The 14686-nt window shown below is 41.6% G+C and carries 11 protein-coding genes and 1 tRNA gene; 2 read left to right on the forward strand and 10 right to left on the reverse strand.

From position 1 onward, the window contains the following. Positions 1 to 168: 168 nt before the first annotated feature. The 10 genes from PSF42_RS14145 to glyQ all read right to left on the reverse strand — a co-directional run bounded on the left by PSF42_RS14145 (position 169) and on the right by glyQ (position 12437). The gene (locus PSF42_RS14145) at positions 169 to 867 is read right to left on the reverse strand and encodes a HAMP domain-containing protein (RefSeq protein ID WP_125891706.1); all 699 of its coding nucleotides are present in this window, start codon (positions 865 to 867) and stop codon (positions 169 to 171) included. Positions 868 to 1061: 194 nt separating this feature from the next. Beyond that, the gene (gene dppF / locus PSF42_RS14150; RefSeq protein WP_213913562.1) at positions 1062 to 2066 is read right to left on the reverse strand and encodes a dipeptide ABC transporter ATP-binding subunit DppF; all 1005 of its coding nucleotides are present in this window, start codon (positions 2064 to 2066) and stop codon (positions 1062 to 1064) included. Then, complete coding sequence (dppD, locus tag PSF42_RS14155; RefSeq protein WP_102138867.1) at positions 2063 to 3043, reverse strand: dipeptide ABC transporter ATP-binding protein; 981 nt, start codon at positions 3041 to 3043, stop codon at positions 2063 to 2065. Before dppD ends, dppF begins: the two co-directional genes overlap by 4 nt. Positions 3044 to 3055: 12 nt before the next feature. Continuing rightward, positions 3056 to 3958: a dipeptide ABC transporter permease DppC gene (dppC, locus tag PSF42_RS14160; protein ID WP_213913560.1), complete on the reverse strand. Its 903-nt coding sequence runs from the start codon at positions 3956 to 3958 to the stop codon at positions 3056 to 3058. 10 nt (positions 3959 to 3968) lie between these two features. After that, complete coding sequence (gene dppB, locus PSF42_RS14165; protein ID WP_102138865.1) at positions 3969 to 4988, reverse strand: dipeptide ABC transporter permease DppB; 1020 nt, start codon at positions 4986 to 4988, stop codon at positions 3969 to 3971. A 168-nt stretch (positions 4989 to 5156) separates the two neighbouring features. After that, complete coding sequence (gene dppA, locus PSF42_RS14170; RefSeq protein ID WP_102138864.1) at positions 5157 to 6764, reverse strand: dipeptide ABC transporter periplasmic-binding protein DppA; 1608 nt, start codon at positions 6762 to 6764, stop codon at positions 5157 to 5159. Between the two features lie 618 nt (positions 6765 to 7382). Beyond that, positions 7383 to 8975: a ShlB/FhaC/HecB family hemolysin secretion/activation protein gene (locus PSF42_RS14175; protein WP_272680249.1), complete on the reverse strand. Its 1593-nt coding sequence runs from the start codon at positions 8973 to 8975 to the stop codon at positions 7383 to 7385. Positions 8976 to 9152: 177 nt separating this feature from the next. Next, positions 9153 to 9229: transfer RNA gene (locus PSF42_RS14180), tRNA-Pro, on the reverse strand. Between the two features lie 220 nt (positions 9230 to 9449). Beyond that, positions 9450 to 11519 (reverse strand): glycine--tRNA ligase subunit beta, encoded by a 2070-nt coding sequence (gene glyS / locus PSF42_RS14185; RefSeq protein ID WP_125891710.1) that lies wholly within the window; start codon positions 11517 to 11519, stop codon positions 9450 to 9452. 9 nt (positions 11520 to 11528) lie between these two features. Next, positions 11529 to 12437 (reverse strand): glycine--tRNA ligase subunit alpha, encoded by a 909-nt coding sequence (glyQ, locus tag PSF42_RS14190; protein WP_004262647.1) that lies wholly within the window; start codon positions 12435 to 12437, stop codon positions 11529 to 11531. Between the two features lie 202 nt (positions 12438 to 12639). Between glyQ and PSF42_RS14195 the strand changes: the two genes are divergently transcribed. Both PSF42_RS14195 and PSF42_RS14200 read left to right on the forward strand, forming a co-directional pair. Beyond that, on the forward strand, positions 12640 to 13203 hold the full coding sequence (locus PSF42_RS14195) for a DNA-3-methyladenine glycosylase I (RefSeq protein WP_248467427.1): 564 nt from the start codon (positions 12640 to 12642) through the stop codon (positions 13201 to 13203). Between the two features lie 205 nt (positions 13204 to 13408). After that, entirely contained in the window at positions 13409 to 14665 is a 1257-nt protein-coding gene (locus tag PSF42_RS14200) for a valine--pyruvate transaminase (protein ID WP_125891712.1), read from the forward strand. The last annotated feature ends 21 nt before the right edge of the window (positions 14666 to 14686 follow it).

The following is a 14686-nucleotide window of genomic DNA, read 5'->3' on the forward strand; positions in this document are numbered from 1 at the left end:
TAAACCCCTATGTGTTTTATATCTTTATATTTAACCGCGAATAACGACAGATAAATTAACGAAAAACGCGAACTTATCGGGTTAAACGATATAGTTTGGCTTTATTCCATTTTTCATTGTCACCACTATAACGATATTAGACCATAAAGCTGAGTTCATGTTCATGGCTTAGTCTGATTTTTGCTGTTTTCTTTGACGATTATACCCTTTTGCAAGTAAACCGAGCTCATCGTCATGATGATATTCAGACACAGTAATTTGATTAACTTCAGAATTTGTCTGTAACTCAATTGCGATTTTTCGCAGTGGTCTTACTATCATACGGCTGACGCACCACGTCATTCCAATAGCAATAATGAGTACTAACAGCAAATAAGTGGTTGTCATCAAAGCAAGTGTATTTAATGCGAACCGATAAACACGGTTAGGGTCAACCTGTAATGTTAAATACCCTTGAGGCTTCGCTTGCAACACAACATTACCATAGGCGTACAGCGGCACGGTCATTTCGACAGGGATCCCCACAAAATGAGTCACCCAATTAGGTATCGGCTTAGGCGTTGCAAAGCTTAGATTCATTACCGTTGTGCCATCAACCGTAATAATCGCATTTCCCATAATACCCGATGTTTTTAAACTTATCAGCAACCGTTTGACTTCGTTAAGATCGGAACTTAGCAATGAATCTGTTAATGGTTCTTGAATTTGCACTACAGCGTTACTGAGTTGGTCTAAATAATCTTGCTTACGTTGTTCAACTAAGTAACTGAATTGAATAGCTAAAAAAAGCGCAAGTGATAGCAACGTAATCATAAAGAATACGACCATACTTTTTAATGTTAGTGAGCGTTGGACTCGGGTATTCATTTGGCCACAACCTTTCTAATCAAGCAGCTTTTTAAAGAAAACGGGAACATCAGCCAGTATACTTGATTTTATCTGCAAAAGAGTAGCTTAAAAAGAAAGATTGGGTATTTAGGACAAACAACATGTTAAAACAGATTAAAGGCATACTTGAATAAAAAACGGCAGAAAATTAGCCTTTTCTGCCGTTTTACACATTAACTCATAACAATCATCTGCTTTTCATCTTCATCAACCGCAAAACATGCAACCAACTGTTGGTTATATTCCTTCAATGTTGGCTGGAGCTGCGTACACTGACCAAATGCTCTACGACAACGCGCGGCGAATGCGCACCCCGGTGGTGGGTTCAAGGGACTTGGCAACTCTCCCGTTAATTTAATACGTTCGCGCCGTGCGTCTGGATTCAACCTTGGTGTCGCAGATAATAACGCTTGGGTATAAGGATGAAGAGGGTTATTAAAAATCTGCTCTTTTGTCCCTTTTTCCACACAGCGGCCTAAATACATCACCATGACTTCATCAGCAATATGCTCTACCACCGATAAATCGTGTGAAATAAACACATAAGATAAACCTAAGTCTTGCTGTAGATCCATCATCAGATTTAATACTTGAGCACGAACAGAAACATCCAGAGCGGAAACAGGTTCATCAGCAACCACGATGTCAGGGTCAAGCATTAAACCACGTGCTATCGCGATACGTTGACGTTGACCACCAGAAAACATATGAGGGTATCGGCTATAGTGCTCTGTTTTCAAGCCCACTTTAGCCATCATGGAGAGCACTTTTTCTTTACGCTGCTCTTTCGATAGCGAAGTATTAATCAATAGCGGCTCTTCCAAAATTTGCCCCACCTTTTTACGTGGGTTCAGAGAGCCATAAGGGTTTTGAAAAACAATTTGGATTTTTTGACGGCGCAGCTTCTCTGCAGACTTATCTTTTATTAACAAGTCTTGGCCTTGATAATACAACTCGCCTTCAGAAGGTTGCTCAATCATGGTTAATAAACGACCCAATGTCGATTTACCACAACCGGACTCCCCAACCACTGCCAGTGTTTTACCTCTTTCTAGTTCAAAAGAGACTCCATCCAATGCTTTTAAGGTTTTCTCGGCAGCAAAAACCCCTCTTTTGACGGAATAATATTTTTTCAAATCCACAGCTTTAAGTAATGGAGTATATTGTTTGTCACTCATAGTGTTGGCCTCCCCATATCATCCAGTGGCATATGGCATTTGACTTGGCGATCACCAACGGTTTGTAACATTGGCTCTTCTTGACGGCATATCTCCGTTGCATACGGACAACGTGGGTTCAATAAACAGCCCACTGGCCTATCGTATTTTCCAGGAACCACACCGGGAAGTGAGGCTAAACGTGATTTATTTGTCGCAAATTCCGGCAAGGCACGTAGTAGCGCTTGTGTATAAGGATGGCGAGGGTGTTTAAAAATATCACTCGCTTTGGCGGACTCAACCACCTGCCCTGCATACATTACAATTATGTGATGTGCCGCTTCTGCTACTAAAGCGAGGTCATGAGTGATAAGCACTAATGCCATATTTTCTTGTTGCTGCAATTCCAACAACAATTCAATGATTTGGGCTTGAATAGTAACATCTAGCGCTGTTGTCGGTTCATCCGCAATCAATAATTTAGGTCGACATGCTATCGCCATCGCAATCATCACTCGCTGGCTCATCCCACCAGACAACTGGTGAGGATACACATCTAAACGTGATTGTGGGTCAGGGATCCCCACCATATCTAACAGATCAATAGCCCGCTGTTTGCGTGTACTTTTGCTCCCACCTTGATGCACTTTCAATGCTTCAATGATCTGATACCCCACGGTAAAACAAGGGTTTAAACTGGTCATCGGATCTTGGAAAATCATCGCAACATCGGCACCAACAATCTGCCTGCGTTCTTTTTCAGGGATCGACAGCAAATCACGTCCATCAAATTTTAATGAATCTGCCATCACTTTTCCGGGGTAATCGATCAATCCCATAATCGCGAGTGAACTCACCGATTTACCTGAACCCGACTCACCAACAATACCAACGACCTGGCCTTTATCAACGCTATAGCTGATGCGGTCAACGGCGCGAAACGGTGCTTTTTCGTCTCCGAAATGTACCGAAAGTTGTTCTACATTTAACAATGCCATTTGGTTACCTCATCACTGCTTGAGTTTTGGATCAAATGCATCACGTAACCCATCACCCATCAGGTTGAACGCAAGCACCGTCAATAAAATTGCTAGTCCAGGAAAAGTCACTACCCACCATGCGCTTTGTGCAAATTGCAACACATCAGACAGCATCGTTCCCCATTCAGGAGTTGGTGGCTGTGCGCCCATTCCGAGAAAACCCAAAGCAGCCATATCTAAAATGGCATTCGAAAAACCTAAAGAGGCCTGTACAATCAAAGGTGCCAAACAGTTAGGTAAAATATTGATGAACATTTGACGAGCTGCTCCCGCACCCGCAACTCGAGAGGCAGTGACATAATCACGGTTGACTTCCACCAGTACAGCCGCACGCGTCAGCCTGATGTAATGTGGCAAAGCAACAAACGTCAAAGCAATAGAAGCATTAACAATGGACGGGCCAAAAATGGCCACCAGCACCAACGCTAATAATAGGCTCGGTAATGCCAACATGATGTCAACTACACGCATGATTAACGCATCAACAACACCACCAAAATATCCCGCGATCACCCCAATGGTGACACCCATAATTAATGATAAAACAACGACTAAGCAGCCTACTAGCAATGACAAACGTGCGCCATACATTAAGCGGGAAAGTAAATCACGCCCAACATCATCTGTCCCTAAAATAAACTGCCAACTTCCCCCATCTTCCCAAACTGGTGGAACAAGTAAAAAATCACGAAATTGCTCATCAGGTGCGTGAGGCGCCAATACCCCCGCAAAAATCGCAATCAGCACCATCAGGATAATATAGAACATCCCGACAACGGCCCCTTTGTTACGCTTAAAATAGTGCCAAAACTCTTGCAATGGTGTCATCGGCTGCGGGGCGCTGACAACAGTTGGCTCAGTAGATTGAGACATTTAGCGCTCCTTATTTCTTATGACGAATACGTGGGTTTACAATGCCATACAGCACGTCGACCACTAAGTTTACGAGTATGATCAGTGTAGCAACCAGCAAGACTCCCCCTTGAACTACAGGGTAATCACGGCGCTGTAGCCCTTCGATTAACCAGCGTCCTAATCCAGGCCATGAGAAAATAGTTTCTGTTAAAATAGCCCCTGCTAACATCACCCCAACCTGTAAGCCAATTACTGTGACTACGGGTAATAATGCGTTGCGTAATGCGTGAATTAAAATGACGCGCGCGCGGCCAAGGCCTTTAGCCCGTGCGGTACGAATATAGTCTTCTCCCAACACTTCCAACATTGACGAGCGAGTCATACGCACAATAACGGCTAATGGGATCGTTCCTAAAACAATAGACGGCAATATTAAGTGCTCTACCGCATCAATAAAATCACCATCCTCCCCCCAAATTAGGGTATCAATAAGCATAAAACCGGTTAGAGGCTGGGAGTCATCCAGAAAAACGGTATCACTGACTCGGCCAGCTACTGGGGTGAGGTCTAACTGCACTGACACAAGCATGATGAGCATGATCCCCCACCAGAAGATAGGCATTGAGTAACCCGTTAAAGAAAGGCCGATGGCAGTATGGTCAAAAATCGACCCACGTTTTACTGCCGCTAAAACCCCAACAGGGATCCCAACAGAAACCGCAAAAATCATGGCGCAGGTAGCTAGTTCGACTGTCGCTAAAAAACGCGGTAAAAACTCTTCCCACACACCAATACGGCTTTTTAGGGAAATCCCTAAATCACCATGAAATATCCCATTGATGTAATGGAGATATTGCTTCCAAAGTGGCTGATCAAGCCCTAGTTCAGCCATTAAATAAGCATGCCTTTCAGGGGATAATCCCCTTTCACCAGCCATGATCATCACCGGGTCACCCGGGATCATGTGGACAAAAGCAAAGGTTAATAATGTAATACCGATAAACGTGGGGATCACAAGCCCCAATCGTCGGAGGATAAATTGCAACATATCCTGAATCTCTTTAATAATGCCGTTGACGGCTCTTAGTCCGTTTGGCTACTCAGAAAATTGCTTTTCCGGGTGCTCACAAACAACTTAACTTTTCCGCTTCTTCTAGAGAAGAAAACGCCCTCCGCTCTAAACCAGCAACGAAGGGCATAGACAGATTAGATACGATTACTTCTCAATATCGACGTTTTCGAAGTGGTGTTTCCCTAGTGGGTCAACCACATAGCCTTTGACTTCTTTACGTACTGGCTCGAACACCGTGGAGTGTGCAATAATGAGAGCTGGCGCCTGCTCATTCATCACAACTTGCGCTTGCTTATACAGTTCGACTCGTTTGTCGTGATCTGCAGTTTGGCGCGCAGGTTGGATCAAGTTCTCAAAGCTTTCATTACACCATTTTGAGTAGTTAGAACCTTGCTCTTTTGCGGCACAGCTAAATAAGGTTGCAAAGAAGTTATCAGGGTCCCCATTGTCACCCGTCCACCCCATCATTACCGTTTGTGGCTCGCCATCTTTCGCACGTTTGAGGTATTCGCCCCACTCATAGCTGACAACCTTTGATTTAACGCCAACTTTTGCCCAGTCTGCTTGGATCATTTCCGCCATACGGCGTGCATTTGGGTTATATGGTCGTTGAACAGGCATCGCCCACAGGTCTATCTCAAAACCATTCGGGAAACCCGCTTCTGCTAATAAGGCTTTCGCTTTTTCAGGATTATATTCGTAATCATTCACAGCATCGTTATAGCCCCACATTGTCGGCGGGATAAGGTTTTTCGCTTTTTGGCCTGCACCTTGATAAACCGCTTCGATAATTGCATCTTTGTTCACCGCCATAGACAGCGCTTGGCGAACTTTTTGATTATCTAACGGTTTTTTCTCGACATTATAAGAGAGGTAACCGACGTTTAGGCCTGGTTGCTCCATTAACGTAATGTCTTTATCTTGCTTCATACGCTCTAAATCAGCCGGATTTGGATATGGCATGACTTGGCATTCATTTTTTTGCAGTTTTGCATAACGAACGGAAGCATCTGGCGTGATAGAGAAGACTAAACGGTCAAGTTTAGGTTTTGTGCCCCAATATTGGTCGTTGGCTTTATAAAGAATACGGGAGTCTTTCTGATACTGTTGCAGAACAAATGGGCCTGTTCCGATTGGGTTTAAGTCTACTTTTTCTGGCGTACCCGCTTTCAACATCTGATCTGCATATTCAGCAGAAAGAATGGATGCGAAGTCCATTGCCATATCGGCTAAGAATGGAGATTCTGGACGAGTTAACGTAATTTTTACGGTGTTATCATCGACTTTTTCAACTTTATCGATAATTTTATCCATATCCATTCCCATAAAGTATTCATAGCTGCCACCTGAAACTTTATGGTATGGGTGATTTGCATCTTTTTGACGCATAAATGTATAGATGACATCGTCCGCATTCAAATCACGGCTTGGCTTAAATTCTTTATTCGAGTGCCATTTGACACCTTTACGTAGATGGAAAGTATATTCTTTACCATCATCACTCACTTCCCAGCTTTCCGCTAGGCCCGGTTCAATTTCCGTCGTTCCTAATTTGAATTCCACTAAGCGGTTATACAGTGGGATTGAACTTGCATCATAGGTTGTTCCTGACGTGAACAACTGCGGGTTAAAGCCCTCTGGGGAACCTTCTGAACAATAAACTAACGTTTTTGCCTGTACTGATGCTGATACTGCTAATGCTGCCAATGTAAGCCCTACAGTCAGTAGACCTGTCTTTTTAATAGAGCGCATCTGTATGCTCCTATGGTGTTCATGTTGTTTTGCTTGATGTCTAAACCCGTCATAAAAGTGACAGATGTAGTATCTGTATTTTTTGTTATTCATTGTGCAATTAATCAACTGTTACTCACTTCGTCAATAGCCACATTTATGACTCACCCACAATCCATGTAACATATTAGAAACAATTAGCACCGCAATTTAGCTTAAAATTTTACAGCAAAAGACAAGTCGTAGGTGTTATAACCATATAATTCGTAGTGAATAGAGTTTTATGTTGCGGTTATTTATTTTTATATTTGTGATTAAGTGCTGAATTACTGAACGAATATAGTGCTTTTATTGGTGTAGTGCGAAATAAAACACTAAAGAGAATTGATATGGAAATTATTTTAGTATGTAATAATTTAGTTTGTTTTATAAGCAAATAAAAAACATTCAGCTGACTATGCTAAACAAAATTTTAACTAACTGATAACTTAAAGAATAAAATAACACTGATAAGAGTTTGTATTCTATTTGCCCAAATACAGAATATGCTTTAATACCAACGATAAAAGCTACAATTGCCTAGTATTAATTCGGCCATTCCTGAATGATCCAATTGCCTATCTTAACCCTATGATTTAACTAATAATGAACCCTTACCTGAAGACCTGTACTCATTGAATTCACCAACAGCTGGTCAGTTTGCCAAATTGGAGTTTCAGCAAATAAATGATATGACAAACGCCCTATTTGGCCTTTAGCTCCGACTCTACCACCCAGCAATAGATTTTCTTTCCAAAAGGTTCCTCTATCATTTGATGTTGTTCCTAAACCTAACGAGGTATATAAAGCCAGATATGGCCATGGGCTCTGCCAGAGGACCTCACTTTGTAGCTTTAAACTATTATCCCCCATATCAAAGGGCTCGCCCCCTCCAATAAAACCGCTAACGCCCCCAAAACCAATAAATGACTCTTGCTCTAATAAAACATCTAACTTATCACGACTTAATTGCACATCAAGTTGGCTTTCATATTGAAAAGGAGAAGCCACCCTCATTGCAGAAACCGAGATTTGTATAACCTGTGGCTTATTTAAACCTGTAACTTGCTGTGCATTTGCACCAAACCAGCTAGTTCCTTGTTTATACTTTAATGCCATTAAAGCACTACCCTGTAAAAAGTTAACCTGATGAGTCAACTCACCGATAATGTAATGAGCCAAACGTTGTTGTGTTCGTAAGTGTAAATTAGCCAAAAATGTGTCACTCTTTTGGCTTTCAGACCCTAAGCTTAATGAAGTCATCGCGTTTTCTGTTCGCTTTAATAAATACTCGGCTTGTAATAATAAGAAACCATGATGCTGCTGCAGAGGTAAAACAACATCATTGCTAGCAATGACCGTTTTATTTTTCTGGTATCCACTCAATATTGAAAACAACCAGTATTGATAAGGAAGAGAATAAAACAACATGGCTGATTTCACTTCGGTCTCTTCAGTGTTACTAAATTGACGGCTAATATTTGAATATAAAAAATCATTTAGTAGCAAAGGATTAGCAACCATAAAAGTATGGCTAACTGTATTTGTATTGCCTACCTGATGGGCCATTGAGTGTGACTCAAAGGAGAGAGTACCTTGAAATTCTCGCCGGTGCTGGCCTAACACTATAATTTGAGTGGCGTTTTCATGCTTATCATCTGCAATTAATTTGACTTGAAAAGGGATTAAAGATGCATTTTGTAAGTTGTACAAACCTTGCTCAACTTGTCGCAGATTAAGCGCATCCCCTAGTTGAAAAGGAAATATATGTTGAAGTGATTTATATTCTACCTGCTCATGTTGATAAACCACTGAAGAAACTGTTCCTGCTATTATTTTTGCTTGCAGGATACCAAATAGAAAAGTTTGCTCTGGGTAATACAAGTAAGAGGTCAAATAGCCTGCATGAACTAACTCTGCCGTAATGTCATCTGCATATTTAAGCAAGCCTTGTTCATCAATGCACTGGCCTTCTATCTTTTGCCGCCATTTATTCACTTGGCTACGAGCGATTTCTTTTACTTGCTCAAGCCCAATGAAATGTACTTGATTCATCATGATACAAGTAGAGGGGACTTGGATAATGCCATTTGGAGGCGCTATAGGCGTGCTATAAGCTTTAAAACCAATAATGGTACAAAAACTGAATAAGAAGCAGCAAAGATGTATCGATAAAACGTTATCAACTTTCATTAACGAGTCCTTGTAATGAAAAAGCGTTTTTACCTAAAACAACATGAGTGAGTCAGCTTATATATCAACAGAGATAGGTGATTGAGTGCAAGCCAAGTTAGTCTGAAATAGTTGAGGTGAAAAATAGGAAGGGGTAAAAACGGAAAAACCCACCTCAATGAGGTGGGTTTTAGAATTTGGTCGGCGAGAGAGGATTCGAACCTCCGACCCACTGGTCCCAAACCAGTTGCGCTACCAAGCTGCGCTACTCGCCGAAAACGGTGTGAATAATACTGCCAAGAACGGAGGTCGTCAACCCATTTTTCGCCAATTCTGTTCGTTTGCCGATAAAACCACCAAAATGGTAAGGTTTATATGCAACTCGCCTTATTTAAAGCAAAAAATAAGCACTAAAATATTTTAGTGCTTATTTATCAAACAGGTTAGAGTTTATAAAAATAGCATTAACAACACGCTAATAACTCAATTTTAAGCCTATTGCAGTAAAGAAATATCCGCTACTCTTAAGAATAACTCACGTAACTGGCTTAATAGTGTCAAACGGTTAATACGAACCGCTTGGTCTTCATCCATTACCATCACATTTGCAAAGAATTCATCCACGATATCGCGTAAAGAAGCTAATTCAACTAAAGCCTCTTGATAATTCCTTTCTGCAAACATTGGCGCAAGCTTATCTTGTAATACCACAACGTGAGTCGCCAGTTTGACTTCTTCAGGCATTTTTAGAACAGAGGCTAAAACGTTGTCCGCAAGTTTTTCTTCTGATTTGCTCAGAATATTGGAAACACGTTTATTTGCCGCTGCAAGAGCCTGTGCTTCGTCTAATGAACGGAAGTGAGTAACGGCTTTCACTCGTGCATCAAAGTCAGCCGGTTGTGTTGGGTGACGAGCTAATACCGCTTGAATGGTATCAATGCTATAGCCTAATTCTTGATACCAAGAACGGAAACGGCCAAGCATGAACTCAACAACGTCACTCACCACATTGTCATTGGTTAATTTATCACCGTATAAGCGAGCCGCCTCTTCTGTCATTTCAACGAGATCAAGCTGATAGCCTTTTTCAACGATAATGCGTAAGACGCCTAACGCAGCACGGCGCAGAGCAAATGGGTCTTTATCACCTTTAGGATGTTGACCGATACCAAAAATACCCGCAAGCGTATCCATTTTTTCAGCCAGTGCTAATGCAGCTGAAACGTCAGTTGATGGAAGTGCATCCCCTGAGAAACGCGGTTGGTACTGCTCTTTTAAAGCTAATGCAACATCTTCTGACTCACCATCATGGCGTGCGTAGTGCATTCCCATAACGCCTTGAGTGTCTGTGAACTCAAACACCATGTTAGTCATTAAGTCACATTTCGCTAATAGACCTGCACGGGTTGCATGATTAACATCTGCCCCAATTTTGCTCGCAATCCAGCCAGCTAATGCTTCTAAACGGTCGGTTTTATCACGCAGTGTACCTAATTGTTTCTGGAACAATACGGTTTCTAGGCGTGGTAAGTTATCTTCCAAACGTTGTTTACGGTCAGTCTTAAAGAAAAATTCGGCATCCGCTAAACGTGGACGCACAACTTTTTCGTTACCTGAAATGATTTGCTGAGGGTCAGAAGACTCAATATTGGCCACAAAGATAAAGTTAGGCATTAACTTGCCAGCCTTATCATAAACTGGGAAATATTTTTGGTCCCCTTTCATGGTGTAAACGAGCGCTTCTGAAGGAACCTCTAAGAATTTCTCTTCAAATTTAGCCGTTAAAACGACTGGCCATTCAACCAATGACGTCACTTCTTCAAGCAAGCTATCTGTTAAGTCAGCTTGGCCACCAAGAGCCTGAGCTGCTTTTTCCGCATCTGCTTTAATAACCGCTTTACGTTCTGCGTAATCCGCCATGACTTTACCGCGTTCACGTAAAATGGCTGGATATTGTTCCGCATTATCAATGGTAAACTCAGCTTCACCCATGAAACGGTGACCACGAATCGTGCGCCCGCTCTTGATACCTAAGATTTCACCATCAATAACATCGCTACCTAGTAGTAATGTGACGGTATGAACAGGACGAACGAATTGAGTGTCTTTATCAGCCCAGCGCATTAATTTAGGAATGGGTAGTTTTGCGAGCGCGCGGCTAGTCATATCAACCAATAATTCGCTGACAGCCTGCCCTTTTACTTGAGCACGATACAGTAGCCATTCGCCTTTATCGGTCGTCAAACGCTCAGCTTGATCAACGGTAATACCACAACCACGAGCCCAGCCTTCAGCGGCTTTAGTCGGTTGGCCATCTGGACCAAATGCCTGAGAGATAGCAGGGCCGCGTTTTTCAACTTCACGGTCTGGCTGTGAAGCCGCTAAATCAGCGACTTTAAGTGCTAGACGACGAGGGGCAGCAAACCACGTTACTGCACCATGAGCGATATCAGCACCATCAAGTTCAGCCGTAAAATTTGCAGCAAATGATTCAGCTAATGAACGAAGAGCCTTCGGCGGTAACTCTTCGGTGCCGATTTCCACAAGGAAAGTCTGTTGAGTCATGACAGCCTCTTAGTTCTTATGACACATAGGGAATCCAAGCGCTTCGCGAGAAGCATAGTACGCTTCTGCAACCCCTTTAGTTAGGGTACGAATACGTAAAATATAGCGTTGGCGTTCAGTAACAGAAATGGCTTTACGTGCATCGAGTAGGTTGAAAGTATGAGCCGCTTTCAAAATACGTTCGTATGCAGGTAGTGGAAGTGGTGTTTCCAAAGCCAGCAAGTGTTGAGCTTCTTTTTCATACTCTTCAAAACATTTGAAAAGAAAATCTACATTTGCGTATTCGAAGTTATAGGTTGATTGCTCAACTTCGTTTTGATGATAAATATCACCATAGGTGGTTTTACCCAATGGGCCATCACACCAGACAAGGTCATACACGCTGTCCACGCCTTGAATATACATAGCTAAGCGTTCTAGGCCGTATGTAATTTCACCCGTTACCGGTTTACATTCAAGACCACCGACCTGCTGGAAGTAAGTAAACTGAGTCACTTCCATCCCGTTAAGCCATACTTCCCAACCTAATCCCCAAGCCCCTAGGGTTGGGTTTTCCCAGTTATCTTCAACAAAGCGAATGTCGTGAACGGTTGGGTCAACACCTAATTCTTTTAAAGAGCCTAGGTATAATTCTTGGATATTGTCGGGTGATGGTTTAATGATCACCTGAAACTGATAATAGTGTTGTAGACGATTTGGGTTTTCACCATAACGACCATCAGTAGGTCGACGAGATGGTTGAACATAAGCCGCAGCAATAGGCTCAGGGCCTAATGCACGCAAACACGTCATTGGGTGAGAAGTTCCGGCGCCGACTTCCATGTCCAATGGTTGAACAATGGTACAGCCTTGACGCGCCCAGTAGTCCTGTAATGTCAGGATTAGACCTTGGAAGGTCTTGGTATCAAACTTTTGCATGTTAGATCCGCACGCGATACGTAAAATTTAATGAAAGTACGCCAGTATACCCTTTGACCGCAAGATATACAGCATTGAATATGTCTGTATTTATTCTAAAAATAAAAAAAAATACTTTCACCCCTTTCAAGCTGGTTATTTATACAGTATAAATGGTTTGTTTTTTGAAACAAGGTTATCGAAACTGTAAAAAGGATGAAAAATGGGTACTTCTCTGACACGTTGCCATTGGGTTAATCAAGACCCTGAATATATCGCTTATCACGACCATGAATGGGGTAAACCCAATTATAGCAACTTAGCATTATTTGAAATGCTTTGCCTTGAAGGCCAGCAAGCCGGGCTATCTTGGTACACCATTTTAAAAAAACGCCAAGGATATCGTGATTTATTTCATCATTTCGATCCTACAAAAATCGCATTAATGAATGAGAATGATGTTGAGCGACTTATGCAAGACACTCGAATTATCCGTAACCGACTCAAAATTAATGCGATTATCGCGAATGCAAAAGCCTATTTAGCGATGCAAGACAATGGTGAAGATTTTTCTACTTTTCTTTGGCAATTTGTTGATGGCCGCCCCATTGTCAATGCTTGGGAAAATTCGTCGCAAGTTCCTACGGAAACTGAAACGTCTAAGCTTCTTTCCAAAGCACTTAAAAAACATGGTTTTAAATTTGTAGGTTCAATCACTTGTTATGCATTTATGCAAGCGACTGGCATGGTAAATGACCATTTAATGCATTGTTGCCAATTTAAATAAATTAGTTTTTATCAGTGTAACTTACCAAAGAAAAAGAAAAATAAACCACCATTGCATTAACATTGCAATATTTTAACTCGGCCAACTATAAACTTTCGATATTTTAAATTAAAAAAAGATGTGAATGGGTGGTTGAACTCTGAGAAGTAGCAGAGTATGTTTTAAATTCCATTAACAATCTAATAAATATATGTGAATAAATGCGATGATATTTTCTAAATTTGGTAATAAATTTGCCCAAAATTCAGGCATTTCATTATTAATGAAAGACTTGAATGACGGCATAAGAACCCCTGGCTCCATTATGTTAGGGGGTGGCAATCCAGCTCATATCCCTGAAATGGATAAGTATTTCCAAGATCTATTAGCAGAAATGTGTGCTAATGGCCAATTGACGGACACTTTATGTAATTATGATGGTCCTCAAGGTAAAGATGCCATGTTGAAAGCGCTTGCAGCAACGCTAAAAGCAAAACTAGGTTGGAATATTAGCGCGAAAAATATTGCCCTATCTAACGGCAGCCAGAGTGCTTTTTTCTATCTATTTAACTTGCTAGCCGGTCGCTTTGAAGATGGTATCACTCGTAAAGTCCTCTTCCCTCTTGCCCCTGAATATGTCGGTTATGCAGACTCAGGGCTAGACGACGACTTATTTGTGGCTAATAAACCGCAAATTGAGTTTTTACCTAATGGTCAATTTAAGTACCGTGTAGATTTTAATACTTTAGAAGTGACTGATGACATTGGTGTTATTTGCGTATCTCGCCCAACAAACCCAACTGGTAATGTCATTACAGATGAAGAAGTTGAGCATTTAGACAAACTAGCTAAACAACATAATATCCCATTATTAATAGACAATGCTTATGGCGTTCCTTTCCCCGGCATTATCTTCAGCGAAGCTACGCCATTTTGGAACGAAAATGTCATTCTTTGTATGAGTTTATCTAAACTTGGTTTACCTGGAACTCGATGCGGCATTATCATCGCTAATGAAGAAATCATTGAAGCCGTTAGCAACATGAACGGCATTATCAGCCTTGCTCCAGGTGGCATAGGCCCTGCACTTGCGTTAGAAATGCTTAAGAAAGATGACCTTATCTCATTATCTAAGAATGTCATTGGCCCTTTTTATAAGCAACGAGTGGAAGAAGCCATCGAAATTATTCGCCGCTATATTCCAGAAGATAAATGTTTAATTCATAAGCCTGAAGGTGCTATTTTTCTTTGGTTATGGTTTAAAGACTTGCCAATTAATAGCTTAGAATTATACCAACGCTTAAAAAAACGTGGTGTATTGATGGTTCCTGGCCACTACTTCTTTCCCGGTATCGAACAAGATTGGCCACATGCACATCAATGTATGCGCATGAACTATGTCCCTGAACCAGAAAAAATTGAACAGGGGATCAAGATATTAGCTGAAGAACTAGAAAAAGCGTATCAAGAAGTAACCTGTTAGGTTGCTAAATAACAAAGGGCT

The organism is Providencia sp. PROV032, from assembly GCF_028484875.1.
Classification (GTDB): domain Bacteria; phylum Pseudomonadota; class Gammaproteobacteria; order Enterobacterales; family Enterobacteriaceae; genus Providencia; species Providencia rettgeri_E.